This window comes from Branchiibius cervicis (assembly GCF_042661605.1).
GTDB lineage: Bacteria > Actinomycetota > Actinomycetes > Actinomycetales > Dermatophilaceae > Branchiibius > Branchiibius cervicis.
In genome coordinates this window covers 1251621-1276435 of sequence record NZ_JBHSWJ010000002.1, presented here as the reverse complement: position 1 = coordinate 1276435, position 24815 = coordinate 1251621, and the positions used below count along the sequence as shown (strand labels likewise).

Genomic DNA, 24815 nt, shown 5'->3' with positions numbered 1-24815 from the left:
GTCTTACAGCGCCAGTTCCATGGCGCGTTTGCGCACCTCGGCCTTCCGACCGGCCAGCAACATCCCCATGGGGCCACCCTCGATCGGTAGCGTCGGGTCCGTGGTGAACAACCACTCCAGCGCCTCGTCATCGGGCAGTCCGGAGTCGCGCAGCACCGTGATCGTCCCGGTCAATCCCGGCAGTAGCTGACCGTCGCGCACGAACACGGCCGGCACAGCCAGCGCCTGGTTGGGTCCGATGCGTGCGCTGAGAACCACTCGTTCGTCCACCAACTTGCGGCCCTGCCGCTGGGGCAGTCCCAACGCGTCCGCGAACTCCGGGACGGACAGCCAGTCGGTGATGAGAGTCTCGAGATCGGCCACGCCGCCAAGCGTAGACGCGCGATTGCGCCTGACGGCCTCAGGGCGCCGGAGTTCGTACACTCATCGAGTGACCACTGCGCCGCCCAACGCTGCCTTCTCCCTCGTGGGGCGCGTCGTGGACGGTCGCTATCGCGTCATCGCCCACCTGGCCGACGGCGGCATGGGCAGTGTGTTCGTCGCGGTCGACGAGCGACTCGACCGCGAGGTCGCACTGAAGATCATGCGCCCGGACCTGGCCCGCGACGCGGCCTTCGTCGCCAGATTCCGCCGCGAGGCCCGCAACGCCGCCCGCCTGTCGCACCCCGGGGTCGTCGCGGTCACCGACCAGGGCCAGGACGGCCCGTACGTGTTCATCGCGATGGAACTGGTGCGCGGCCGCACGCTGCGGGACGTCCTGCGCGCGGACGCTCCGTTGCAGATCGATCGCGCCCTCGGCATTCTCGAGCCGGTGCTCGCGGCGCTCGCCGCCGCCCACGCGGCCGGCATCGTGCACCGGGACGTGAAACCGGAGAACGTCCTGATCGCCGCCGACGGCACCGTCAAGGTCGCCGACTTCGGTCTGGCTCGCGCGGTCAGCACCCAGACGCTCACCGCGGACAGCGACATGCTGCTGGGTACCGCCGCCTACCTGGCCCCGGAGCAGGTCGAGTTCGGCACCGCGAGCGAGCAGACCGACGTCTACGCCGCCGGACTGCTGTTGTTCGAAATGCTCACGGGCCGCAAGGCGTTCCCGGGCGACGTGCCCATCCAGGTCGCCTACCAACACGTCCACGGCCGACTGCCGCTGCCCAGCGAGCACGCTGAGGGCGTCCCTGCCGCCCTGGACGACCTCGTCGAGTGGGCCGGTGCGAAAGACCCCACCGAGCGCCCCGCGGACGCCGACGAACTGCTGCGGACCGTGCGCGACGTACGCCGGGCCCTCCCGGCCGCCGCACTGTCGGCTACCCCGGTGGTGCATGAACCGCTCGCCCGGCCCGCGCCCCCGCGCCCGGACGGTGCCACCGACCGGTTACAGGCAGCCTCTACCAGGACCATCGGGCCACGGCCACCGGATCGGCCGGCGAGCACCCGTCGCAGTGGTGCGCGGCGCTGGTGGATCACCGCCCTCCTGGTGCTCGCACTGATCGGTGGTGCGGCGGGCTGGACCTTCACCGCGGGGCCGTTGGGCACGGTCGCGATCCCCGAGGTGGCCGGCAATACCCAGGGCGCGGCGGTGAGCAAGGTCGTCGATGCCGGATTCACCACCACGATCCGCCAGGAGTTCAGCGAGACGGTGCCGGCCGGTTCGGTGGTCTCGACCAGCCCTTCCGGTTCGACGCGCCGGGGCAGCGCGATCACCCTGACCGTCTCCAAGGGCAAGGAGCGGTTCAGCGTGCCCACGCTGAACGGGCTGACCCAGGACAAGGCCACTGCCGCGGCGGCCGCGCAGAACCTGAAGATCGGCACCATCACCCAGCAGTACGACGATTCCGTGCCCACCGGCCAGGTGATCAGCAGCTCCCCGGGCGCTGGGGCGTCGGTGAAACGCGACAGCACCGTCGACCTCGTGGTCAGTCAGGGGCCGCAACCGGTCGGCGTGCCCAACGTGACCGGTCAGCCGCAGAACGCCGCGGAGAAGTCATTGGCGGACGCCGGCCTGAAGGTGGCCTACGGGGCGGCCCAGAACAGCGACACCGTCGCCAGCGGCAGTGTGATCAGCCAGGACCCGCCCGACGGGCAGCAGGCCCACCACGGCGACACCGTGACCCTGGTCCTGTCCAAGGGGCCGAACGTGGTCACCATGCCCGATGTCACCGGCAAGGACACCGCGACCGCGACGCAGATGCTGCAGAACCTGGGCCTGAAGGTGACCGTCGACCGTTACTTCGGCGGCATCTTCGACACCGTCCGCAGCCAGAGCGAGGACGTCGGCAGCAAGGTGAAGGTGGGCACGACCATCCGTCTGGCGGTCGTGTAGGACCTCAGGCCAGGGCGCGCTTCTTGCGGTCGCTGAGCATCTCGGCCACCAGGTAGGCCATCTCCAGCGACTGCTGATGGTTCAGCCGCGGGTCGCAGGCCGTCTCGTAGCGCTTCTCAAGGTCGGCGTCCAGGATCTTCGCCGAACCGCCGACACACTCGGTGACGTCGTTGCCCGTCAGCTCGACGTGCAACCCGCCGGGAATGGTCCCCAACGCTTCGTGCACCTCGAAGAAACCGCGCACCTCATCGATGACCTGGTCGAACTCACGGGTCTTGTAGCCGGTCGAGCTCTCGTAGGTGTTGCCGTGCATCGGGTCGCACACCCACACCACCGGAGCACCGCTGGCGGTGACCTTCTCCACGATCCGTGGCAGTTTGTCGCGGATCTGCCCCGCGCCCATCCGGGTGATGAAGGTCAACCGGCCCGGCTCCCGGTCGGGGTCGAGGCGGTCGATCATGGTCAGGACCTCGTCGGTATCCGCGTTCGGGCCGAGCTTCACCCCGATCGGGTTGTGGATTCGCGCCGCGAAGTCCAGGTGCGCGCCGTCAAGCTGCCGGGTGCGTTCGCCGATCCACAAGAAATGCCCGGACACGTCGTACCGGTTGCCGGTGCGAGAGTCGATGCGAGTCAGCGGCTGCTCGTAGTCCAGCAGCAGCGCTTCGTGGGCCGCGAAGAATTCGACCGTGCGCAACTCATCGAAGTCCACCCCGCACGCGGCCATGAACTTCATCGCGCGATCGATCTCGGCGGCGGTCGTCTCGTAGCGGGCGTAGGCGGCGTTGGCGATGAAACCCCGGTTCCACTCGTGTACGCGGCGCAGATCGGCGAAACCGCCCGTGGTGAACGCACGTACGAGGTTCAGTGTCGCCGAGGAGGTGTGGTAGGCCCGCAGCAACCGGTTCGGGTCGGGTCGGCGCGCCTCGTCGGTGAAGGCGAAGTCGTTGACGATGTCACCGCGGAAGGCCGGCAGCGTGACCTCGCCCCGCGTCTCGGTGTCTTTGCTGCGGGGCTTGGCGAACTGCCCGGCCATCCGGCCCATCTTGATGACCGGGGTCGACCCGCCGTAGGTCAGGACGGCACTCATCTGCAGGATCGTCTTGATCCGGTCCCGGATGTTGTCGGCGGTGGCCTCGGCGAACCGCTCGGCGCAGTCGCCACCCTGTAGGACGAAGGCCTCACCGGCCGCGGCGCGAGCCAACTGGGTGCGCAGGTCATCGCATTCCCCGGCGAACACCAGGGGCGGCATCGTCGCCAGCTCGGCGCGGACCTGCTGCAACGCACCTTCGTCGGGCCAGGTGGGCTGCTGGGCAGCCGGCAAGGCCGGCCAGTCGAGGTGGCCGCCGACGGATCCGTCCGTCACCTGTTCAAACATGAAAGCCTCATCGCCGCGTACGTCCAGGGCACTTCTCACACCCAGCAGGGTACGGCGACCGCGGGCGGGCAGCGAATCCCCGCTACCGGTCGCTCAGAAGGTGGGACTGCCGCTCAGCCTTCGCGGACCGCTTCGACCGACACAGGAAGCGGTTCGCCGTCGGCTTCGCCGGTGGATTCGTCACCGGTACGCGCCGCATGGATCTTCTCGTTCAGGTTGGTCGCCACGGCCGCGGCACCCTCACCGATGTTCGTGGCCACGGTGGCGGCTCCCTCACCGATGTTGCGAGCCACTTGGGCGAGTTTGCTCTTGGCCTTGGCCGCGTAGATGTCCACGTACTCCTGCCCGGACAACAACATCAGCTGGTACATGATCTCGTCGGTGATGGACCGCAGCACGAAGCGGTCGTCCTCCATCCCGTAGTAGCGGGAGAAGTCCATCGGCTTGCCGAACCGGACCTGCGGGCGCACCAACCGGCCGAACACCTTCCCGGGCGGGGCGATCTCGTCGGTACCGATGACGGCCACCGGAATGACCGGGACCTGGGCGGCCAGCGCCATCCGGGCCACCCCGGTCTTGCCCTTGTAGAGACGCCCGTCGTGTGAGCGGGTGCCCTCGGGGAAGATGCCGAACAACTCTCCCCCGGCCAGGATCTGCAAGCCGGTGTTCAACGCACCGGCCGCGGCGTCGCCGCTGGACCGGTCGATCGGAACCTGCCCGGTGTTGGAGAAGAACCACTTCTGGAACTTTCCCTTGACGCCTTCGCCGACGAAATAGTCGGCCTTGGCCACGAAGGTGACCCGCCGAGAGATGACCAGAGGCATGAAGAGCCAGTCGGTGTACGACAGGTGGTTGCTGGCAAGGATCGCCGGGCCACGATCGGGGACGTGCTCGACGCCTTCCACCTCAGGCTTGAAGATCCATCGCAACCATGGACCCAGCAGCACGTGCTTGAGCAACCAGTACATCGGACCTCCTTGGACGACGAGTCGAACAATACCCAGCCGACGGTACGTCGAACGTTCGGTCGGTGACACAATGACGGCATGTCGCGAGCCGGTGCGCAGAAGGCAGCACGCCGATGAGCTCCGACCCGCGCGACGACGAGCAATCCGAGTTGGCTGCGCAGGCCGACTACGACCTGAAATTCGCGCAGATCGTAGCCGCGATGAACGCCGAGCAGGATGACGCCCCGGACACTGATGGTGAAGGTCCCGTCGTCCCGCCCGTGCAACTACCGACAGCGTGGCGGGTACCCGACTCCGGCTCCCACTCACTCCTGGACGACCGGTTCGAACCACCCGAGCTGGAGGATCTCCCCGAGGAGGACATGCAGTTGTGGGCGATCGTGGGTGCGCTGGTCGGCGCACCGTTGTGGATCGCCTACCTGTTGTTCTTCGACCCGTACGCCGGATGGCTGTGGTGGACGTTGGCCTGCCTGTTGTTCGGTACCGGTCTGGTGTTGTTGGTGATGCGCCAACCGTGGTCGCGCGACCCGGACGATGACGACGACGGCGCGGTGCTTTAGCCGGTCAGCCCAGCGGGGGCAGTCGCACGTCGATCACCACGGGGAGGTGATCGCTGGCCGTGGCCCGATCACCCGGCGTACCGCACGTGGCGGGGTCGGCCACCTCCACCGGCAACCCCGGACTCGACCAGAAGGCGTCGATCTGGCGGTTCGGCCCTGCCGCAGGGAAGGTGTCCCCCGGGTCCGGCGCCGTCAGCAGAAGCGTGCCCAGTTGCTGCCAGCTCGGCCCACCGGCCCGCTCGTTGACGTCGCCGCCGACGACAAGGGGCCCCTCGACGCGGCGCAACCGGTCGACCAGGGCGCGCGATTGCGCGGCCCGGTCGGCGGCAGGCAGACCGAGGTGGGTGCCGACCGCGGTCAGCGGTCGGTAGCCGGGCAGGGCGACCCGGACCGCGGCGTACCCGCGCGGCTCACTGAACCGGGGGTGGGCAGCGACTCCCGCCACGCCGCCAACTGGTCCACCCGCAGACTGGTCATCGCCGTCGTGCTCGTGCCACCGCGGGAGCCGCCGGACCAGGTCAGCCCGAAACCGGCCGCCAACGCCGCGATCCGGTGCGACGAGAACGGATGGCGTGGAACCTCTTGCAGCAGTAGCACATCCGGCGAGATGGCCAGGACCACCCGACGCAGGGCCGCTCGATCGTCCTTCAGGGCATGGATGTTGTAACTGGCCACCCGTACAACGCCCGCAGGACGAGTCATCGCACATTCCGTCGCGCGAGATCCGCGGCGCCGACCAGACCCGCCTCATTGCCCAGCGCAGCCGCGGTCAACCGAGCCTCGGGCCGGTACCCCCGGCCGGTCAGGTGCCTCCGGAACGACTGGTGGGCCGGCTCGATGAGCAGATCGCCCGCGGCGCTCACCCCGCCGCCGATCACGAAGAGCGCCGGATCGAACGCATTGGCGAGCCCGGCGATTCCGACCCCCAGCCACTCACCTACCTCCGCCAGCAACTCCGCGGCTGTCGGGTCACCGTCCCGAGCGGCTTGCGTGATCATCGGCCCGGTCAGTGCCGCGGGATCGTCACCGCATCGCGCCGCGAGATCGGCGGCGATGGGCGCCTTCGCTTCGACCAGTGAACGCGCCTCTCGCACAAGGGCGTTGCCGCTCGCATACCGCTCCCAGCAGCCCCGATTGCCGCATTCACAGCGGTGCCCGCCGGGGACGACCTGCATGTGGCCGAACTCCCCGGCGATGCCGAACTCGCCCCGGCGCAACGTGCCGTCGATCAGGACAGCACCACCGATGCCTGTGCCGAGGTTGACCATCACGACGTTCCGCTCCCCGGACGCGGCACCGAAACGGTGCTCCGCCCAGCAGGCGGTGTTGGCATCGTTGTCCACGAACACCGGGACCGGCAGCCGCGCGGAGAGTCGTTCACCCAGCGGTTCATCCCGCCAGGACAGGTGCGGTGCGAACACCACCCGGCCGGTCATGGAGGACACGAACCCCGCGGCACCGATCCCCACGGCGGTCACATCAGGCGTGAGCAGTTCCTCGACCGCCTCGACGATGACGTCCTCGACGACCTCGGGGCGGGTGGACCGGTGCGGCGTGTCCCGGCGCGCACGTGCGGTGACCTCACCATCGAGCGTCACCAGACCGGCTGCGACCTTGGTGCCGCCGATGTCGACGCCGATCGCCGTGACCGCGGTGGTCAACCCCGGGCCGCCTCTGGCGTGCCGTCGGGTGCCGGGAGTTCCGCGGCCAGTGCGGCCGCCCCGATCACGCCCGCGTCGTTACCGAGTTCGGCTTTGACGAACTTTGCCTCCGGGCGGTATCCGCGACCGGTCAGCTGGGCGGCGAAACCGGCATGGATCGGTTCCAGCAGGAGGTCGCCGGCGTCGGCGACGCCGCCACCGATGACGAAGAGTTCGGGGTCGAACAGCGCCGCCAGGGATGCGCAGGCCTCGCCGATCCAGCGACCGAGTTCGGACAGCAACTCCTGACTGGCGGGGTCACCCTCCTGGGCGGCCTGGGTCACCTGGGCGCCGATGAGGGTGCTCGGGTCGTCATGGCACAGTTCGGCAAGGCGCGCGGCGTAAGCGCTGCCGGAGATGACCATCTCGCGGGCCTCGCGCACCAGCGCGGTGCCGCTGCCGTAGGCCTCCAGGCAGCCTCGGTTGCCGCAACCGCAGCGGGTGCCGCCGGGTACGACGCGCATGTGGCCGATCTCCCCGGCAAGCCCGAACGCGCCGCGCAGCAACCGGCCACCGATGACGATCCCGCCCCCGACGCCCGTGCCGACGGTCACCATGATCATGTCGTCGATGTCCCGGCCGGCGCCATGCCGGAACTCCCCGAAAGCCGCTGCGTTGGCGTCGTTTTCGATCAGAACGGGAAGATCGGTGTAGGCGGCCAACCGGGCCTTGAGCGGCTCATCGCGCCACGCCAAGTTGGGTGCGAACAACACCGTCGAGCCGATCTTGTCGATGTAGCCGGCAGAGGCGACACCGGCACCGGTCAGCGGCTGCGGGCTTTGCTCGGCCAACCGCTGGATGAGGCCACCGACGGCCACGACGATGTTGTGCGGGTCCGTCGCGGGCGTTGCGACTCGCTCGTGCTGCACGATCCGGCCACTTTCATCGACCAGGCCTCCGGCGATCTTGGTGCCGCCGATGTCGATGCCGATACTCCAAGCCACGCTGCTGTTCCTTCTGGATCGGGGTCGCGCTGACCGGTCAGCGCGACTCGACGCGCTGCTTCAGACCGCGCAACGCGGTGTCGATGATCATCCGCTCGGCCTTGCGTCGCAACATGGTCACGACCGGGATGGTCACGGCGACCGAGAGCTCGTACACCACGTCGGTGCCCTCGGGCACCGAACGGACGGTGTACGAACCATCCATCGACTTCAGCAGGTTGGACCGCTCCAAAGACCAGCGCACGATCCCCTCGCCGTTCTCGTCGACCTGCCAGTCGTAGTTCAGAACGTAGGTGTCCTTGATGACCCCGGCGTCGAGCACGAATTCCACCTGCAGGGGCCAACCCCCTCATCTTCGGACAGGACGGTGGCGCGCTTCACCTGCTCGGCCCAAGCGGGGTACTCATCGAAGTCGGCGATCACGTCCAGGACGGTGGCACTGGGTGCTTCGATCACGACACTGGCTCGTGTGCTGTCGCTCATGGGCCAGACCCTACGCGCTCGGCCGCACTACGCCGAAGGTCGTCCGCTGGAACTGTTGGTAGGCGTCGCTGAGCGCTGCGATGGACGACCCGTAATGCGCCTCGAAGATCGTCGCTAGCTGTGCCGCCGATTGGCTGGTGGCGTCGATGACGAAGGCCGTGAACCTCGCCGCTGTCGAGTGCTGGACCAGGAAGGTGCACCAGACGAATGCGCTCTGGTACGCCGCTTGCAACGGCCCGTCGGTGAATGCGGCGTCCGCGGGTGGGCCGGAGGCCGGATGGCCGGCTCTGACCGCCTCAGCCGGTTGTGGGGCGATCACCGGCAACGACAACGAGGTGTCGTGATAGGCGGTCCACTCCGGCGGTCCTTCGACCAGCCATCGTGCCGAGGCGCTGGTCTGGCTGTGGAGTACGACGTGGGTCAGTTCGTGGGCGATGACCACGATCCGGCCCTCCCGGGTGGTTCCGGTCCACAGATCGGGTGCCAGGACGATCGTGCCGTCGGCGCGGGTGGTCGCGGCGACCGCCTGGGCGCTCCCGCCGCCGAGCGCCACGAACTGGTCGTGGGTTGCGCTCACCTGCACGCTGCGGGGGTTGTCAGGGAACCTCCGGCGGCAGCCACGGGCGCGGCCCACACCGACCGCACCCGGCTCATCGCCGCGTCGACCAGCGCGGGCACCTGCGTCCGGATCGTCTCGCTGACGCCCGGCTGGTTCTCGATCCGGATCCCCGCCGGCGACACCTCGATCCGCACGCCGTCGGACGCGAACGATGACCGGCGGCTGCCACGGGGGTCGGGTCATCGCCGGAGCGGGTGCAACCAGCCAGCGACGTCGCCGCAGCGGCCGCAGGAAGCAGGCTGATGGTGCGCAGCACCGACCGCCGGGAGACCATGCGCCGATCCAACCACCCGCAGTGGTGAGCGGCGCCGGTCAGCCGACGCCTCGGCGTACCCGCTCGTCGTGGACCCGGGCGTCCGCGGCTGCGGTGACGCTCACCAGCCCGTGTCCGACCAGCAGATCCACGGCCGCCCGTTCGCGTTCATCCAAGCGTTGCGGGACAGGTAACTGCCACAGGGCGGTCACCATGCACTCCGCGCAATGTGTCTGTCGCACAGGGCAATTACGGCACTCGACGAGCACTTCGCCCGGGTAACCTCTCGAGGACATCGCGATCCTCCTTTCCTTGACGGACACGACGCTAGGTGCAGCCACCGACAACCTCCGCTTCGCGTGTCGCGACGGGAGGTTGTCGGACCCGCCTCCTACGTTGACGACATGACCATCACCGCCAGTCGTGACTTCGTGCAGGGGACGTTCGAGGACCTTGGACGCCCTTTGTCGGACGTGACGTTCGTGGTGGTGGACCTGGAGACGACCGGGGGCGCGCGTCGACCGATGGCATCACCGAGATCGGCGCGGTGCGGGTGCGTGGCGGGCAGGTGCTCGGAGAGTTCCAGACATTGGTCAACCCCGGGCAGAGCATTCCAGCGTTCATCTCGGTCCTGACGGGGATCACCGACTCGATGGTCGCCGGCTCGCCGCGCATCGACCAGGCGCTCCCGGCGTTCCTCGAATTCGCCCACGACAGCGTGCTGGTCGCGCACAACGCACCCTTCGACGTGACCTTCCTCAAGACCGCAACGGCGGGTCTCGGACTGACCTGGCCGGGCTTCCCGGTGATCGACACGGTGCATCTGGCTCGGCAACTGGTGAGCAACGATGAGGCGCCGAACCGCAAACTCAGCTCTCTCGCAACCCTTTTCGGTGCCACCCAGACGCCTGATCACCGGGCGCTACACGACGCCCGGGCGACCGTTGACGTCCTGCACGCTTTGATCGCCAGGGTCGGCAACCTCGGGGTCCACACGCTGGAGGAGTTGCAGTCCTACACCAGCCGGGTCACCCCCGCGCAGCGTCGCAAACGCGTCCTGGCGGCGGGGCTGCCCAACAAACCGGGTGTCTACGTGTTCAAGGACGCCACCGGCCGACCGTTGTACGTCGGCACATCAGTGGACATCCGCCGGCGCGTCAGCAGCTACTTCACCGCCAGCGAGCAACGCAGCCGGATGGCCGAAATGGTGGCCATCGCCGCCGAGGTCACCCCGATCGTGTGCGGCAGCGGACTGGAAGCGGGCGTGCGCGAGCTACGTCTGATCGCCGAGCACAAGCCGCCCTACAACCGCCGCTCGAAGCGGCCGGAGAAGGCGGTGTGGGTCAAGCTGACCGTCGAGCGTTTCCCCCGGCTGTCCATCGTGCGCGCGGTGCGCGACGACGGCGCCACCTACGCCGGGCCGTTCGGCAGCCGCGCTCAAGCCGAGGCCGCGCTGGAAGCGCTGCACGACGTACTCCCCTGCGTCGATGCACCGGCGCGTTGGTCCCTGGTCGCCGATCCGCCTGTGCCCTGGCCGAACTCGGCAAGTGCGGCGCACCGTGCACGGGCCAGCAGAGCCACCGGGAGTACGTCGAGATCGCCGACCGCGCGCACCACGCCCTGAGCGCCGACGCAGCCGCGATCATCGAGGCGCTGCAACACCGGATGGCGGGCCTGAGCGCACAGGAGCGCTACGAGGACGCCGGCCTGGTGCGCGACCGCATGCTGAGCCTGGTGCGGGCACTGGCCCGCACGCAACGGATCGCTCCCCTTGCCGCGATCGCGGAGTTGGTGGCCGCGCGGCGCAGTGCGACCGGCGGCTGGGAGGTCGTGTGTGTGCGGCACGGCCGTCTGGCCGGCACCACGGTGACGCCCGCGCGGGCCGATCCCACGCCGTACATCCAGGCGATGGTCGCTGCGGCGGAGGTGGTCAGCGAGCCCATCCCGCCGATGCCCGCTGCCCATCCGGCAGAGACCGAGCAGATCCTGGATTGGCTCGAACAACCCGGGGTGCGGCTGGTGGACATCGTCGGCTCATGGACCTGCCCACGGGGCGGTGCCGGGCGGCAGCGCGAACTCCTCGCGGCCCGGGCGATATCCTGACCGGGTGCTTTCCGCGATTGTGATGATCAAGGCCGACGTCCAGCGCATCCCCGAAGTGGGTCAGGCGATCGCCAACCTGGGGGTGTTTCGGAGGTCTACTCCGTCACCGGTGACGTCGACCTGATCGCTGTCGTCAAGGTCGCCTCCCACGACGAGATCGCCGAGATCGTTTCGGACAAGCTGAACAAGGTGCCCGGTGTGCTCGATTCCGAGACGCACATCGCCTTCCGTGCGTATTCCAACCAGGACCTCGACGCGGCATTCGCGCTCGGCCTGGACGAGGACGCGTCCTCCTGACCCCTGGGCCTCAGCCGGCGTCGGCGGAGGCCGCGACCCAGCGTTCCAGCGCCGCCAGCGCCGCGCCATCGTCGATCGAGCGAGCCGCGCGTTCGATGCCGGCGGCCAGTGCCGCATCGAACGTGTCGAAAACGCCGAACCGGCCGGCCGCGTCCGCGTCGAGCACCGCCAGCGCGATTCCGGCGTTCAACAACACCGCATCGCGTACGGCGTCCTTCCGGGCTCCGCTGAAGACCTCCCGGGCGATCTCGGCGTTGGTCACGGCATCGCCGCCGCGCAACGCGTCGACCGGGGCGGCGCCGATCCCGAAGCGGGCGGGATCCACCTGGTGCTGGGACACCTCGCCATCACGTACCCACCACACGGTCGAGGTTCCGGTCACCGTGAGTTCGTCCAACCCGTCGTCCCCGCGGAACACCGCCGCCTGGGTGCCACGGTCGGCGAAGACCCGGGCCATCAGCCCGGCCACCCGTGCGTCGGCCGCGCCCACGGCCGCGTGCGTGGCCCGCGCCGGGTTGGTGAGGGGGCCGAGGACGTTGAACGTGGTCGGCACACCCAGGCCACTGCGGGTGGTCGCGGCGTACCGCATCGCCGGGTGGAAGGTCTGGGCGAAGCAGAAGGTGATCCCGGCCTGTTCGGCCACCGCCTGCACCGCTGCGGCAGGAAGGTCCAGGCGAACCCCCAACGCCTCGAGGACGTCGGCCGAGCCGGACCGGCTCGAGGCCGCCCGGTTGCCGTGTTTGACGACGCGCGCGCCGGCTCCGGCAGCCACCACCGCGGACATCGTCGAGATGTTGACGGTGTGCGCCTGATCGCCCCCGGTTCCGACGATGTCCAGCGTCGGCCCGGCCACCTCGATCGGCACGGCATGATCGATCATGCTGGCTGCCAGGCCACCCAACTCCGCCGGCGTCTCGCCCTTGGCGCGCAGCGCGACCAGAAAACCGGCGATCTGCACCTCCGTCGCGGTGCCGGACATGATCTGGTCCATCGCCCAGGCGGTGTCCTCGTGGCTGAGATCCTCTCCACCGAGCAGCGCACGCAGCAGGACCGGCCAGGTGCGGCCGGTCCCCGTGGTGGAAGTCACGCGATGTGGGTGCGGACGACCTCGGCGATCGTCGCGCACAACTGCAGCGGGTCCAGGGGTGCGGCACGGCCGCCTCCGCCTGCGACCACGACGCCAGCCACCCGTCGGCGGGTCGTCCGGTCAGCACGATCACCGGCGGGCAGTTGAAGATCTCGTTCTTGAGTTGCTTGGTCAGGCCCAGACCACCGGCGGGCGATGCTTCGCCGTCCAGGATGAGCAGGTCGTGTCCTCCGGCGTCGGCCTGTTCGATGACTGCCTCGGGGGTCGCGCACTCGTGCCAGGCGACGATCTCCACGTCCTTGGCGGGGCGTTTGCCGACTCCGACGCGGACCGCATCACGGGTCGCCACGTCGTCGCTGTAGAGCAGTACGCGCACCGGCGTCACGGCACTCGCCGCCGAAGAGGCGTCAGCGGCGGGAACGGAAGAGGGACTAACCACGTCGGGCGATGAGGCGGACATATCCCGATGCTATCGGTGCTCTGATCACAATTAGGGGGCAACCTCGGGGGTCGGAACGACGTACCAACCTGTGGGGGTCCATAATGCTTCCGTGGCGACAGCAACGAGTGCGAGCGCACCCTCCGCGATTCCGACCGGACACGGACCGGTCACCCGGCCGAACATGACTGCAGTCGGCACCATGGTGTGGCTGGCCAGCGAGTTGATGTTCTTCGCCGGCCTGTTCGCGATGTACTTCACCATCCGCTCGACCGCACCGGACCTCTGGCACGAGCGCACGTCACACCTGAATGTGCCGTACGCCGCGGTGAACACCCTGATCCTGGTGATCTCGTCGGTCTGGTGTCAGTGGGGCGTCTTCAAGGCCGAGCAGGGCCAGCCGGCTCGCACGGGCTCGCTGCTGGACTTCCGCAAGTGGGGTATGCGCGAGTGGTACATCCTCACCTACATCTTCGGCGCGATCTTTGTCGCCGGTCAGGTGATGGAGTACTCCGAGATGTTCGGGGAGGGCATCTCGATGAACTCCGACGCCTACGGCTCGATGTTCTACATCACGACCGGCTTCCACGGCCTGCACGTGACCGGCGGTCTGATCGCCTTCCTGCTGATCATCGGCCGCACCTTCACCAGCCGTCGATACACCCACCACCAGGCCACCGGCGCGATCGTGACGTCGTACTACTGGCACTTCGTCGACGTGGTCTGGATCGCGCTGTTCTTCACCATCTACCTGCTCAAGTAGGCGGGTCCGCCGATTTGCCGGGTTTCCGGCGCACAATTGCATTGTTCGACAACGACGACAGGATTGACTTGTGAGCTTCCTCGCCGCACGACGACGGCACCCGGCCGCGTTGCTGCTCGTGTTGCTCCTTGCATTGGTGATCACCGGCGGTCTGTACGCCGTGCTGGCACCCAAGGATGCCGACGCTGCTGCTAGTACCGCCGATGACGTGGCGGCCGGTAAGGCGCTGTTCTTGTCCAACTGCGCCACCTGTCACGGACTGAGTGGCACGGGCACCAACGAAGGTCCGTCGCTGGTCGGCGTCGGTGCTGCCGCCACCGACTTCCAGGTCGGCACCGGTCGGATGCCCTTGGCGCAGCCGGGCACGCAGGCCCAGCGTGGTGAGGTCCAGTTCTCCGACGACGAGATCAAGCAGCTCGCGGCCTACGTCGCTTCGCTCGGACCGGGTCCGGCGATTCCGGACAGCAAGTACACCAGCGGGAACGGCGACATCGCCCGGGGCGGAGAGTTGTTCCGGGTCAACTGCGCCATGTGCCACAACTTCGCCGGTTCCGGCGGCGCGCTGACCCGCGGCAAGTACGCGCCTTCGCTGATGGACGTCTCCGGCAAGCACATGTACGAAGCGATGCTGACCGGGCCGCAGTCGATGCCGGTCTTCAGTGACGAGAACCTCTCGTCCCAGGACAAGGCCGACATCATCAGCTACCTCAAGAACGTCAAGGACGAGCCCAGCCAGGGCGGCCACACCCTGGGCAACCTGGGCCCGGTCCCCGAGGGCCTGTTCGTCTGGACCTTGGGTATCGGCATGTTGATCGCAGCAGCGGTCTGGCTGGGAAAGAAGGCCGCCTGATGAGCAGCGACGTCACGCACTCCCCGAACAACGAGCACGGCACCGAGCTCGAGCAGGCGTCTTCTTCCGAGGTTTTCACCAACCCGGGCCTGCCGCCGCACGTGCACCGCTTCGGCGACGACGATGCCAAGGCGGCCCGTCGTTCGGAGCGTCAGGTCGCCAGCCTGTTCGTGCTGTCGATGATCGCCACCGTGCTGTTCGTGGTCTTCTACTTCGCCGTGGGGGACGACGACCTCATCACATTGCCGCTGATCGGCCCGATGAAGGCGCTGCACTTCGCGCTCGGCGTCACTCTCGCGGTCTCCCTGCTCGGCATCGGATTCGGCGCCGTGCATTGGGCCAAGACGATCATGTCCGACGAGGAAGTCGTCGAGGAGCGTCACGAGTTGCGCTCCAGCGACGAGGCTCGCGCCGGCGCGGTCGACGTCCTCGCCGAGGGTGCCGAGGTCTCGCAGATCAACCGCCGACCGTTGATCAAGTACACCCTCGGCGGTGCCCTGGGTCTGTTCGCCATCCCGCTCGGCGTGCAGCTCGTCGGCGGCCTCGGCCCGCTACCGGGCAACGACCTGTCGACGACGCTGTGGGACACCAAACTGCCCAACGGCAAACCCCGCCGGTTGATGCGCGATCCCGAGGGCACCGCCATCCGCCTGAGCGACGTTTCGATGGGGTCGGCCTTCCACGTCCTGCCCGAGGGCATCGACGACACCGAGCACCCGCTGAACCAGAAGGTCAAGGCCTCGGTCCTGCTGGTCAAGCTCGAGGAGTCCCTGATCCGCAGCGCGCGGCAGAAGGAGTGGGGCATCGGCGGCGTCGTCGCCTACTCCAAGATCTGCACCCACGTGGGTTGCCCTGTCGGTCTCTACGAACAGCAGACCCACCACTTGCTGTGCCCCTGCCATCAGTCGACGTTCGACATGACCAACGACTGCGAGGTCATCTTCGGGCCCGCCAAAAGGCCATTGCCCCAGTTGAAGATCGCGGTTGATGATGATGGCTATCTGATCGCCACGCAGGGCTTCCAGGAGCCCGTCGGCCCGTCCTTCTGGGAGCGTTCATGACAACCGAATCCACGGTGCGACCCGACCAGCTGGGTCCGGAGTCGTTGCGCACGTCCGACGTCAAGGACGAGAAGGCTGCCGCGGCCAAGAGCGGTGGAGCCGTCGGCTCGGTCGCCAACTGGTTCGACGAGCGCACCGGTGCGGCCGGTGGCGTGAAGTTCCTGATGAAGAAGGTCTTCCCCGACCACTGGTCCTTCATGCTCGGCGAGATCGCGATGTACTCGCTGATCATCCTCCTGCTGACCGGTACCTTCCTGACCTTCTGGTTCGTACCCAGTGCCGGCCACGTGGTCTACAACGGCGACTACATCCCGCTGCGCGGCATCCAGATGAGCGAGGCCTACAGGTCCACGGTCGACATCTCGTTGTCCGTGCGCGGCGGCCTGCTGATCCGTCAGATCCACCACTGGGCGGCGCTGCTGTTCATCGTGGCGATCATGTTGCACATGTTCCGAGTGTTCTTCACCGGCGCATTCCGCAAGCCCCGCGAGATCAACTGGATCATCGGCCTGCTGCTGTTCATGCTCGCCCTGGTGGAAGGCTTCGCCGGCTACTCGCTGCCCGATGACCTGTTGTCCGGAACCGGTCTGCGCGCCGCGCAGGGCTTCATGTTGTCGATCCCGATCGTGGGTTCGTACATCTCCTACTTCCTGTTCGGCGGCGGATTCCCCGGTGAGGCGATCATCCCGCGACTGTTCACCGTGCACGTGCTGTTGCTGCCGGCGATCATCGTGGGTCTGTTCACCGCGCACATCATTCTGGTGATGGTGCACAAGCACACCCAGTACCCCGGCCCGGGGCGCACCAACAAGAACGTTGTCGGCTTCCGGCTGATGCCGGTGTACACCGCCAAGGCGGGCGGCTTCTTCTTCATCGTCTTCGGGTTCACGGCATTGATCTCCGCACTGGTCACGATCAACCCGATCTGGATGTACGGCCCCTACGAGCCCACCCAGGTCACCGCCGGCTCCCAGCCGGACTGGTATATGGGCTTCGCGGACGGCGCGTTGCGGCTGTTGCCCGGGTTCCTGGAGTTCACACTCCTGGGTCACACCTGGTCGTTCAACGTGATGATCGGTGCGATCCTGCTGATCCCGGCTATGTGGACGATCGCGGGTGTTTATCCGTTCCTCGAGTCCTGGGTCACCGGCGACAAGCGCGAACACCACATCCTCGATCGGCCGCGCAACGCCCCGACCCGCACCGGGCTGGGGATGGCGATGCTGACCTTCTACGGTGTGCTGTTCTTCGCCGCGGGCAACGACATCATGGCGATCAAGCTGCACCTGTCGATCAACGACATCACCAATGTCTTGCGCGCGATGGTCTTCATCGGCCCGGTCGTTGCCTACTGGGTGACCAAGCGGTTGTGCCTGAGCTTGCAACGCAAGGACCGCGAGACCGTGCTGCACGGTCGGGAGACCGGCCGCGTCGTGCGGACCGCCGAGGGTCGCTTCTTCGAGGCCCACGAGCCGCTCAACGCCTACGATCGCTGGCCTCTGGTGTCCTACGACACCCCGTCGCCGCAGGAGTACCTGGCACCGGTCGACGAGAACGGCGTGCGCCGCAAGGGTGCCGGTGCGGCGAAGTTGCGCACCAAGCTGTCCAGCTTCTACTTCAAGGACCGTGTCCCCGCGGTGACCCCGGCAGAGTTGGAGGCCGCTCATCACGACCACCACGACCCGGATCACGCCCTCGAGGAGGCCGTGATCGTGCAGAGCCACTCCCCTGAGTTCGGTGGCCACTTGCACGGCGGAGCTGAGGAAGTCGACGACGAAAGCGTGGCGATGCTCTCCTCCTCCGGGGCGGGATCTGGCGACAGTTCGCCGTACGACGCGGAGACGGACAAGTAACCGCACACCGTTCCACCGGTAGTTCCCTGGCCGACGCATTCGGCCAGGGAACTTTCCGTATCCGCTGCGAGTGGGGTTTGGCGGGCGCCCGGCAGCTCCTGCAGACCTCATCGGCCGCTCACTGCGTCGTCGTGGTCGTCGACGTGCTGAGTTTCAGTACGAGCACCTCCATTGCGGTCAACCGTGGCGCCGCGGTGTTCCCCTATCGCTGGCACAGCCGAGGTCAGCAGTTGGCGGCGTACGCCCAGCGGCAGAACGCCGTACCTGCCGTGGGTCGGTTGGAGGCCCGACGACCGGACGCCCCCCACGACGCCTTCTCGCTGTCGCCGGCACGGCTGGCGCAGTTGCCGGGTTTGCCCGCTCGGATCGTCCTGCCTTCCCCCAACGGCGCCACGATCAGCGTGTGGTGCGCGGGCCATGCCGATGAGGTGTACGCCGGGTGCTTGCGCAACGCCGGCGCACTGGGCGGGTTGCTCGGCAAACGGCTGCACGAAGAGCCGCAACTGTCCGTAGCGGTGATCGCCGCGGGCGAGCAGTGGCCCGATGGGGCACTTCGGCCTGCGGTGGAGGACCTCTGGGGAGCGGGTGCGATCATCGCCGCCATCGGCGCACCCCGCGCTGACGTGTCGTACGAAGCGCGTGCGGCGGCGGATGCCTTCCTCAACGTCCGTCCCGAGCTACGGACGGCGCTGCCCGCCTGCGGCAGCGGTATCGAGCTGGCTCAGCGGGGATTCGAAGACGACGTGCGGTACGCCGCGGAACTGGACGCCGACGGGCTGGTCCCCCAACTGTTCAACGGCGCGTTCCGGTCTCATGTCGGACCGAACATAATTGCGGAATGACCTTTTGGGCGGTTATGGGCAGTTGCCTGGTGGCCATCGGGTGCCTGCGCCTGGTGGCCAACGGCGTCCGGGTCAGGAGGATCCGCGAATCAGCATCTACGGGGCGTTTCCACGTCACCCGTGTGACCTACCGGTGGAGCCCGATCAGCCAGGTCCGGTTCGACATCGAGGGTCCCGAGAAGTCGCACCAACCGGGACCGGTTTCCTTGGCGTCGCACGTGAGCTGCACGGCTGGGTGGATCAACACCTACGTCAGCGGGTACTGGGCCGGCCGCGCCGAGGCGGCCCGCGAGTTGGGCGGATACTCCCCCGGGCAGCCCAACCCCGGTGACCGCTGATCCCCTCCCCTGCGAGACACCCGGCCTTCCCAGCACAACCGACGGCTATGCGATGGCGCGATGCTGCTCAGTGCGGTCACGACCGACCGGTGTCAGGTTCCTGACCCGACCAACTGCTGGGTCAGCGGATCGAGCTGGCCGCCGTAGAAGCGATCCAGCACCTGCTGGTACACCGGCTGCGCCGGGTCGGTGATCGCAAAAAGGGTCATCGAGGATCGGACCTTGACCGCGTCGATCGCACCGAGGATGGCCACGGCGTCGTCGCCGGGGATGGTTGCCAATGTGCGGCTGGCTTCTCGCAGCCGGGGCCCGAGGACCGGGTGGGCCAGGTAGGCCTGTGCTTCTTCGCGAAAACTGATCGCGTAGTGCCGGGAGGTCGGGCTCTGGCCCAGTCCGGCGATCTGCGGGAAAACCCACCAGATCCAGTGCGACGTCTTGCGGCCGCGACGCAGCTCCTGCAGCGCACCCTCGTAACTGCCGCCGGCGTCCTGGGCCGCGACGAACCGCTCGAGATCGAAATCCACCACCTGCTCAAGTATCCGGCAGATGAGAGAGTGTCACCATGCACTCCGGGATGTCACGCGCGCAGTTCGAGGAGATCGTCTCCGACGCCCTGGAGGACATTCCGAAGGACCTACTGGACCAGATCCACAACGTAGCGATCGTGGTCGAGGACGAACCGCCCGTCGACTGGCAGGCGCGCGGTTGGGACGGGCACGAGCACAGCGCGGCCGATGGCCGCAGCGAACTCCTCGGGCTCTACACGGGCATCCCGCTGACCCAGCGCGGCGACTTCTACGGGTTCGGTGGAGCAACGCCCGACACCATCCAGATCTTTGCCGGGCCGCTCTCCAGGATCAGCCGCGACGCGGCCGATCTGAGGCATCAGATTCATACCACGGTTATTCACGAGGTCGGCCACTACTTCGGGATCGACGACGCGCGGCTACACCAACTCGGCTGGAGCTGACATCGGCACCTGAGCACACTGGGCGTGCGCGACCGCATGCAGGCCGTGGTACTCGCGTTCGAGTCCGGTTTCGCCCGGTGAGGTCCGAACGGGCTCAGATGGCGTCGTCGCCCCGGAAGTACTCGAACACCCAGCCAACCAGGGCGACAGCGCCGAACGGGATGGCGATGATCACCAGCCACCAACCGACGGCCGCACCTAGGAAGATGAGCGCGGCAGCCAGCGCTAGGAACAGCGGCCACCACGAATACGGCGCGAAGAAGCCGAAATCGCCTTCGATCTGGTCGATCTCGCCGTAGGGGTCGTCATCGGGCCGGGGGTCGAGCTTCGCACCGGTACGCCACAGGTAGAAGGCGATCATGGCGCACAACCCGCCGGTCAAGAACAGCGCGACCGGGCCGACCGGCTCCTCCCAGTGCGTGAAGTGCCCGTAGATGAAGCCCATCACGACGGCGAAGACGCCGATGATCGTGAACAGCTTGGATTCGACCTTCATCGGCTCTGCCCCGCATCCTCGCCACCGAACGTCTGACCACCCCGGTCTGCCGGACCGACGATCTGGGATACCAGATCCGGTGCCGGCACCACCGAACTGGCGGCGGCCTCCGGGTGGTGCAGATCGAACGCGGGACGCTCCGAGCGGATCCGCGGAATGCGGTCGAAGTTGTGCCGCGGCGGCGGGCAGGAGGTCGCCCACTCCAGGGATGCGCCGTACCCCCACGGGTCATCGACGGTCACCAACGGAGCCGTCCGCCAGGTCTTCCACACGTTGTACAGGAAGGGCAGCATCGACAGGCTGAGGATCAACGCGCCAGCGCTGGAGATGTCGTTCATCCACTGGAAGCCGTCCTCCGGCAGGTAGTCCGCGTAGCGACGCGGCATACCGGCGACACCCAGCCAATGCTGGATCAGGAACGTCATGTGGAACCCGACGAACAACATCCAGAAGTGGATCTTGCCCAACTTCTCATCGAGCATGCGGCCGGTGAGCTTGGGCCACCAGAAGTACCAGCCGGCGAACATCGCGAACACCACGGTGCCGAAGACCACGTAGTGGAAGTGCGCCACCACGAAGTAGGTGTCGGACAGGTGGAAGTCCAGCGCCGGGCTGGACAGGATGATCCCGGTCAAGCCGCCGAACAAGAACGTGACCAGGAAGCCGATCGCCCACAGCATCGGCGTCTCAAAGGTCAAGGAGCCGCCCCACATGGTGCCGATCCAGTTGAAGAACTTGACCCCGGTGGGCACCGCGATCAGCATCGTCATGATCGCGAAGAACGGCAGGAGGACCTGGCCGGTGGCGTACATGTGGTGCGCCCACACACTCACCGACAGCGCGGCGATCGCGATGGTCGCGAAGACCAGCGTCTTGTAACCGAAGATCGGCTTGCGGCTGAAGACGGGCAGCACTTCGGAGATGATCCCGAAGAAGGGCAAGGCGATGATGTAGACCTCCGGGTGCCCGAAGAACCAGAACATGTGTTGCCACAGCAGGGCGCCGCCGGTCTCCGGGTCGAAGACGTGAGCTCCCATCACCCGGTCCAGACCCAGGCCGAACATCGCGGCGGCCAGCACCGGGAAGACGATGATCGCCAGCAAGGAAGTGATCAAGATGGTCCAGGTGAAGATCGGCATCCGGAACATGGTCATACCGGGAGCGCGCAGGCAGATGATCGTGGTGATGAAGTTCACCGAACCGAGGATGGTGCCGAAACCGGTCAGGGCCAGACCGAAAACCCATAGGTTGCCGCCCAGTCCCGGGCTGAAGGTCGTGTCCGAGAGCGGTGCGTAGGCGAACCAGCCGAACGCGGCAGCGCCTTGCGGCGTGAGGAAGCCCGCCGATGCGATCAGACCGCCGAAGAGGTAGAGCCAGTACGCGAACATGTTCAGCCGCGGGAACGCCACGTCGGGCGAGCCGATCTGCAGCGGGACCAGAGCGTTGGCGAAGCCGGCGAACAGCGGCGTCGCGAACAACAGCAACATGATCGTGCCGTGCATCGTGAACAACTGGTTGAACTGCTCAGGGTTGTCCACGACCTGCAGGCCCGGTTCGATCAGTTCGGCGCGGATCAGCAGGGCGAGCAGACCGCCGACCAGGAAGAACGAGAACGACGTGATGAAGTACAGGTTGCCGATCACCTTGTGGTCGGTGGTGGTGATGTACTTCACGAAGGTGCGGCCGACGCGCTCCTCACGAGGAACGTGGGGTGCCGGGATGGTACCGGTGGCTGGATCGAGAGTGCTCGTCATGATTGCGCGTCCTCCTTGATGTCGGACTCCTTGACGCCTTCGGGCAGGTACTGCTGCTGGCCCGGCTCCAGCGTGGAGCGGTTCAGCGCGTTGGACAGGAAGCCGACCTGGCCGCGGTCACGTAGTGACTGCAGGTGGGCGTCGTAGTCCGCCTTGGAGACGACCTTGACGTTGAAAAGCATGTCTGAGTGGTAGGCGCCGCACAGTTCGGCGCACTTGCCGCGGAACGTTCCGATCTGGGTGGGCGTCACCTGGAACTTGTTGACCTTGCCCGGGATCATGTCCATTTTCTGCAGGAACTGCACGACCCAGAAGGAGTGGATGACATCACGGGTGGTCAGAACGAATTCGACGCGCTCGTTGACCGGCAGGTACAGCGTGGGCAGGCTCGCCTCCTGGCCGGGTTTCCCGCTCTGCAGGTCGGCCTGGATGCCGGTGTCGTAAACATCGGAGCCGACATAGTTGAAGTCCCACGCCCACTGCTTGCCGACCACGTTGATCGTCACGTCCGGCTTGGGCGAGGTGTCGAGCATCTTGTTCTCGAGCTCGACGGTCTTTCCGAAGAGCACGGCGACCATGAAAACCGGCACCACGGTGTACAGGATTTCGATCGGCACGTTGTAGGCCAGCTGCGGCGGCAGCCCGGTGTCGGACTTCTTGCGGCGGTAGCGGACCACGCAGTACAGGGTCAGACCCCACACCAGGACACCGACGCCCAGACCCCACAGCCAGGTGGCTTTCCAGAACTCCGTGAGCTCCGGGGTCACGGCGGTCACACCCTTTGGAAGGAAGCCGCGGTCGACGGTCGCGTTGCAACCGGTCAGTACCACCGTCGCAACCGCAAGCAACGCACCGAAGGCGATGCGCGAATAGCGGTGTCCGGCGGGCGTTTTCTGCTGGTCGCTGCGTGAGCCCAGGGCTGGCTCGTCAGCTTCGCGATGATCGGTTCCGTGCACGGGGAAACCCTATCCCAGTCCCATTCGTTCTTGCCGGGAGGTCGCCCCTAGTCACCGATCACGAGTCGGCATCAATCCTGCCTCCGCGGGCTCGCCGCGCAACAACAGCGGCACCGGGGCCCCGAGGGCCGCCGGCAACAACTCGAGGTACCGCTGACGGGACACCTCCCGGACGCCCTGGGTCTGCAGGTGCTCGGTCTGCCACTGCACGTCGATGAGACCGTCCGGATGGGCCAGGACCGCGTCCGCCAACGCCCACAACGCCACTTTGCCGGCGTCGGTGCGCCGGTGGAACATCGACTCCCCCGCAAAGAAGCCACCGATGCTGACGCCGTAGAGGCCACCGGCCAGTTCGGCGCCGGACCAGACCTCCACCGAGTGAGCCCAGCCCAGGTCGTGCAGGGTGCGGTAGGCGTCGGCGATGGCCGGGGTGATCCATCGACCCTCCCGGGAGGAGTCGGCGCAGGCCGCGACCACCTCATCGAATGCTTCGTCGACGCTGACCCGGAACCGGCGCGCGGTGCGGCGCAGCGACCGTTGCACGTGATGGTCCCCCGGTGTCAGTACGCCGCGGCGTACCGGTGACCACCAACCGATCGGCTCCGCGCCCTGGGGGCCAAGACCCATCGGGAACAGGCCCAACCGATAAGCCGACAGCAACGTGCCCGGCGCGAGGTCGGCGCCGCTGGCCAGCAGATCCTGATTCCGGTCCACAGCCTCCGCCAGCCGCCAGCCGGTGGGCGGCGGCTCGATCGGCGGGTAGGGCGGTCGCGCCGGCATGGCCCTTCTCAGCGCACGTGCAGGTGCGGTGCCACCGCTGTTGCCGTTTCCGCGCCGTACGCCTCCTCCACCCGGCGCAGGAAGTCCGGGCCGGTGAGGCGGTACTCCTGGGTACCCACCGTTTCGATCACGTACGTCGCGAGCATCGACCCGACCTGAGCGCACACCATCGGCTCGAGGCCCCAGGACAGGCCGCACAGGTAACCCGCGCGGAAGGCGTCGCCGACCCCGGTCGGATCGGCGCGGCGTACCTCCCCGGCGACGGGCACGTAGATCTCCGGTTCGCCGGCGCGCTGGATGACCGCGCCCTTGCTGCCCTTGGTGACCACGCGGGTACCGACCCGGTCCAGGATCTCCTCGGCGCTCCAACCGGTCTTCTGCTCGGTCAGGTGGGCTTCGTACTCGTTGGTGAACAGGTAGGCCGCACCGTCGATGAGTTCACGGATGAACGGGCCGTCGGCGAAGGCCAGTTGCTGCGAAGGGTCCGCCACGAAGGGGATGCCCCGGGTGCGGCACTCGCTGGTGTGCCGGCGCATCCCCTCGGGGTCGTTGGCGCCGATCAGCACCAGGTCCAGACCCCCGACGCGGGCGGACACCGGCGCGAGTTCGATCTCGCGTGCCTCGCTCATGGCGCCTGCGTAGAACGTCGCGATCTGGGCCATGTCGTCGTCGGTCGTGCACACGAACCGGGCGGTGTGCTGGGTCTCGGAGACGTGCACCGAATCACAGTCGACACCGTGTCGCTCCAACCACGAGCGGTAGTCTTCGAAGTCCTCGCCGACCGCGCCGACCAGGATCGGGCGCTGCCCCAGGCGGGCCATCCCGAAGCTGATGTTCGCGGCCACACCGCCCCGGCGGATCTGAAGGTCCTGCGCCAGGAACGACAACGAGACCTTGTCCAATTGTTCAACGACGAGCGAGTCGGCGAAGCGACCGCTGAAGGTCATCAGATGATCGGTCGCGATGGACCCGGTGATGGCAATCCGCATGGGGAAAACCTACGG

At 67.4% G+C, this 24815-nt stretch carries 30 protein-coding genes and 1 pseudogene; 12 read left to right on the top strand and 19 right to left on the bottom strand.

The genetic code is table 11. From position 1 onward, the window contains the following. Window positions 1–3 precede the first annotated feature (3 nt). Window positions 4–363 (bottom strand): Rv2175c family DNA-binding protein, encoded by a 360-nt coding sequence (locus tag ACFQBT_RS06800; protein ID WP_377821403.1) that lies wholly within the window; start codon window positions 361–363, stop codon window positions 4–6. A gap of 67 nt (window positions 364–430) precedes the next feature. Between ACFQBT_RS06800 and pknB the strand changes: the two genes are divergently transcribed. Then, a complete protein-coding gene (pknB, locus tag ACFQBT_RS06795) occupies window positions 431–2320 on the top strand; it encodes a Stk1 family PASTA domain-containing Ser/Thr kinase (RefSeq protein WP_377821401.1) in 1890 nt (629 codons plus the stop codon). Window positions 2321–2324: 4 nt separating this feature from the next. Here the strand turns inward: pknB and ACFQBT_RS06790 are convergent, their stop codons facing one another. Both ACFQBT_RS06790 and ACFQBT_RS06785 read right to left on the bottom strand, forming a co-directional pair. Further along, complete coding sequence (locus ACFQBT_RS06790) at window positions 2325–3695, bottom strand: class II 3-deoxy-7-phosphoheptulonate synthase (RefSeq protein ID WP_377825391.1); 1371 nt, start codon at window positions 3693–3695, stop codon at window positions 2325–2327. A 113-nt stretch (window positions 3696–3808) separates the two neighbouring features. Then, complete coding sequence (locus tag ACFQBT_RS06785) at window positions 3809–4663, bottom strand: lysophospholipid acyltransferase family protein (protein ID WP_377821400.1); 855 nt, start codon at window positions 4661–4663, stop codon at window positions 3809–3811. A 113-nt stretch (window positions 4664–4776) separates the two neighbouring features. On the opposite strand from ACFQBT_RS06785, the gene ACFQBT_RS06780 reads away from it, so the two are divergent. Beyond that, window positions 4777–5223, top strand: coding sequence for a hypothetical protein (locus tag ACFQBT_RS06780; RefSeq protein WP_377821398.1), 447 nt, complete (start codon window positions 4777–4779; stop codon window positions 5221–5223). A gap of 4 nt (window positions 5224–5227) precedes the next feature. Here ACFQBT_RS06780 and ACFQBT_RS06775 read toward each other — a convergent pair whose 3' ends face one another. The 9 genes from ACFQBT_RS06775 to ACFQBT_RS06735 form a co-directional block, all read right to left on the bottom strand. Next, a complete protein-coding gene (locus tag ACFQBT_RS06775) occupies window positions 5228–5668 on the bottom strand; it encodes an endonuclease/exonuclease/phosphatase family protein (protein WP_377821396.1) in 441 nt (146 codons plus the stop codon). Further along, window positions 5581–5925, bottom strand: coding sequence for an endonuclease/exonuclease/phosphatase family protein (locus ACFQBT_RS06770; RefSeq protein ID WP_377821394.1), 345 nt, complete (start codon window positions 5923–5925; stop codon window positions 5581–5583). Before ACFQBT_RS06770 ends, ACFQBT_RS06775 begins: the two co-directional genes overlap by 88 nt. After that, the gene (locus tag ACFQBT_RS06765) at window positions 5922–6884 is read right to left on the bottom strand and encodes an ROK family glucokinase (protein ID WP_377821392.1); all 963 of its coding nucleotides are present in this window, start codon (window positions 6882–6884) and stop codon (window positions 5922–5924) included. Before ACFQBT_RS06765 ends, ACFQBT_RS06770 begins: the two co-directional genes overlap by 4 nt. Beyond that, window positions 6881–7867 carry an ROK family glucokinase gene (locus tag ACFQBT_RS06760; RefSeq protein WP_377821390.1) on the bottom strand — a complete coding sequence of 329 codons (987 nt, stop codon included), beginning with the start codon at window positions 7865–7867 and terminating at the stop codon, window positions 6881–6883. The genes ACFQBT_RS06765 and ACFQBT_RS06760 overlap by 4 nt, the downstream gene beginning before the upstream one ends. A gap of 37 nt (window positions 7868–7904) precedes the next feature. Then, entirely contained in the window at window positions 7905–8189 is a 285-nt protein-coding gene (locus tag ACFQBT_RS06755) for an SRPBCC family protein (RefSeq protein ID WP_377821388.1), read from the bottom strand. Next, window positions 8150–8350 (bottom strand): SRPBCC family protein, encoded by a 201-nt coding sequence (locus ACFQBT_RS06750; protein WP_377821386.1) that lies wholly within the window; start codon window positions 8348–8350, stop codon window positions 8150–8152. Before ACFQBT_RS06750 ends, ACFQBT_RS06755 begins: the two co-directional genes overlap by 40 nt. Window positions 8351–8360: 10 nt before the next feature. Beyond that, window positions 8361–8927 (bottom strand): hypothetical protein, encoded by a 567-nt coding sequence (locus ACFQBT_RS06745; protein WP_377821384.1) that lies wholly within the window; start codon window positions 8925–8927, stop codon window positions 8361–8363. After that, window positions 8924–9103, bottom strand: coding sequence for a hypothetical protein (locus tag ACFQBT_RS06740; protein ID WP_377821382.1), 180 nt, complete (start codon window positions 9101–9103; stop codon window positions 8924–8926). The genes ACFQBT_RS06745 and ACFQBT_RS06740 overlap by 4 nt, the downstream gene beginning before the upstream one ends. A 178-nt stretch (window positions 9104–9281) precedes the next feature. Further along, a complete protein-coding gene (locus ACFQBT_RS06735; RefSeq protein WP_377821381.1) occupies window positions 9282–9437 on the bottom strand; it encodes a hypothetical protein in 156 nt (51 codons plus the stop codon). Window positions 9438–9769: 332 nt separating this feature from the next. Between ACFQBT_RS06735 and ACFQBT_RS06730 the strand changes: the two genes are divergently transcribed. The 3 genes and pseudogenes from ACFQBT_RS06730 to ACFQBT_RS06720 form a co-directional block, all read left to right on the top strand. After that, entirely contained in the window at window positions 9770–10846 is a 1077-nt protein-coding gene (locus ACFQBT_RS06730; protein ID WP_377821380.1) for a DEDD exonuclease domain-containing protein, read from the top strand. A gap of 41 nt (window positions 10847–10887) precedes the next feature. Then, window positions 10888–11325: a hypothetical protein gene (locus ACFQBT_RS06725; RefSeq protein WP_377821379.1), complete on the top strand. Its 438-nt coding sequence runs from the start codon at window positions 10888–10890 to the stop codon at window positions 11323–11325. Between the two features lie 120 nt (window positions 11326–11445). Beyond that, window positions 11446–11496 (top strand): annotated as a pseudogene (locus ACFQBT_RS06720) (hypothetical protein); the annotation flags it as partial. 136 nt (window positions 11497–11632) lie between these two features. On the opposite strand, the gene trpD reads toward ACFQBT_RS06720, so the two are convergent. After that, the gene (trpD, locus tag ACFQBT_RS06715) at window positions 11633–12709 is read right to left on the bottom strand and encodes an anthranilate phosphoribosyltransferase (RefSeq protein ID WP_377821377.1); all 1077 of its coding nucleotides are present in this window, start codon (window positions 12707–12709) and stop codon (window positions 11633–11635) included. 551 nt (window positions 12710–13260) lie between these two features. Between trpD and ctaE the strand changes: the two genes are divergently transcribed. From ctaE to ACFQBT_RS06685, 6 genes are all read left to right on the top strand, one after another. After that, entirely contained in the window at window positions 13261–13911 is a 651-nt protein-coding gene (gene ctaE / locus ACFQBT_RS06710; protein ID WP_377821375.1) for an aa3-type cytochrome oxidase subunit III, read from the top strand. A 70-nt stretch (window positions 13912–13981) separates the two neighbouring features. Next, the gene (gene qcrC / locus ACFQBT_RS06705; protein WP_377821373.1) at window positions 13982–14761 is read left to right on the top strand and encodes a cytochrome bc1 complex diheme cytochrome c subunit; all 780 of its coding nucleotides are present in this window, start codon (window positions 13982–13984) and stop codon (window positions 14759–14761) included. After that, window positions 14761–15822, top strand: coding sequence for a cytochrome bc1 complex Rieske iron-sulfur subunit (qcrA, locus tag ACFQBT_RS06700; RefSeq protein ID WP_377821371.1), 1062 nt, complete (start codon window positions 14761–14763; stop codon window positions 15820–15822). Before qcrC ends, qcrA begins: the two co-directional genes overlap by 1 nt. Further along, the gene (gene qcrB / locus ACFQBT_RS06695) at window positions 15819–17675 is read left to right on the top strand and encodes a cytochrome bc1 complex cytochrome b subunit (RefSeq protein ID WP_377821369.1); all 1857 of its coding nucleotides are present in this window, start codon (window positions 15819–15821) and stop codon (window positions 17673–17675) included. The genes qcrA and qcrB overlap by 4 nt, the downstream gene beginning before the upstream one ends. Window positions 17676–17752: 77 nt before the next feature. Continuing rightward, window positions 17753–18517 (top strand): 2-phosphosulfolactate phosphatase, encoded by a 765-nt coding sequence (locus tag ACFQBT_RS06690; RefSeq protein WP_377821367.1) that lies wholly within the window; start codon window positions 17753–17755, stop codon window positions 18515–18517. Beyond that, window positions 18514–18855: a hypothetical protein gene (locus tag ACFQBT_RS06685; RefSeq protein WP_377821365.1), complete on the top strand. Its 342-nt coding sequence runs from the start codon at window positions 18514–18516 to the stop codon at window positions 18853–18855. Before ACFQBT_RS06690 ends, ACFQBT_RS06685 begins: the two co-directional genes overlap by 4 nt. Before the next feature lie 92 nt (window positions 18856–18947). On the opposite strand, the gene ACFQBT_RS06680 is transcribed toward ACFQBT_RS06685, so the two are convergent. Continuing rightward, window positions 18948–19382, bottom strand: a complete 435-nt coding sequence (locus tag ACFQBT_RS06680) for a DUF1810 domain-containing protein (RefSeq protein WP_377821363.1) — start codon at window positions 19380–19382, stop codon at window positions 18948–18950. Window positions 19383–19429: 47 nt separating this feature from the next. On the opposite strand from ACFQBT_RS06680, the gene ACFQBT_RS06675 reads away from it, so the two are divergent. Next, window positions 19430–19825, top strand: a complete 396-nt coding sequence (locus tag ACFQBT_RS06675; RefSeq protein WP_377821361.1) for a metallopeptidase family protein — start codon at window positions 19430–19432, stop codon at window positions 19823–19825. Between the two features lie 94 nt (window positions 19826–19919). Here the strand turns inward: ACFQBT_RS06675 and ACFQBT_RS06670 are convergent, their stop codons facing one another. Genes ACFQBT_RS06670 through ACFQBT_RS06650 form a run of 5 tightly spaced genes read right to left on the bottom strand, consistent with a single transcriptional unit; the run spans window position 19920 to window position 24800 of the window. Further along, window positions 19920–20321, bottom strand: coding sequence for a cytochrome c oxidase subunit 4 (locus ACFQBT_RS06670; RefSeq protein WP_377821359.1), 402 nt, complete (start codon window positions 20319–20321; stop codon window positions 19920–19922). Next, window positions 20318–22075, bottom strand: coding sequence for an aa3-type cytochrome oxidase subunit I (ctaD, locus tag ACFQBT_RS06665; RefSeq protein WP_377821357.1), 1758 nt, complete (start codon window positions 22073–22075; stop codon window positions 20318–20320). The genes ACFQBT_RS06670 and ctaD overlap by 4 nt, the downstream gene beginning before the upstream one ends. Continuing rightward, window positions 22072–23031: an aa3-type cytochrome oxidase subunit II gene (gene ctaC, locus ACFQBT_RS06660; protein ID WP_377821355.1), complete on the bottom strand. Its 960-nt coding sequence runs from the start codon at window positions 23029–23031 to the stop codon at window positions 22072–22074. Before ctaC ends, ctaD begins: the two co-directional genes overlap by 4 nt. A 51-nt stretch (window positions 23032–23082) precedes the next feature. After that, a complete protein-coding gene (gene aat, locus ACFQBT_RS06655; protein ID WP_377821353.1) occupies window positions 23083–23811 on the bottom strand; it encodes a leucyl/phenylalanyl-tRNA--protein transferase in 729 nt (242 codons plus the stop codon). 8 nt (window positions 23812–23819) lie between these two features. Then, entirely contained in the window at window positions 23820–24800 is a 981-nt protein-coding gene (locus ACFQBT_RS06650; protein WP_377821351.1) for a carbohydrate kinase family protein, read from the bottom strand. Between the last annotated feature and the right edge of the window lie 15 nt (window positions 24801–24815).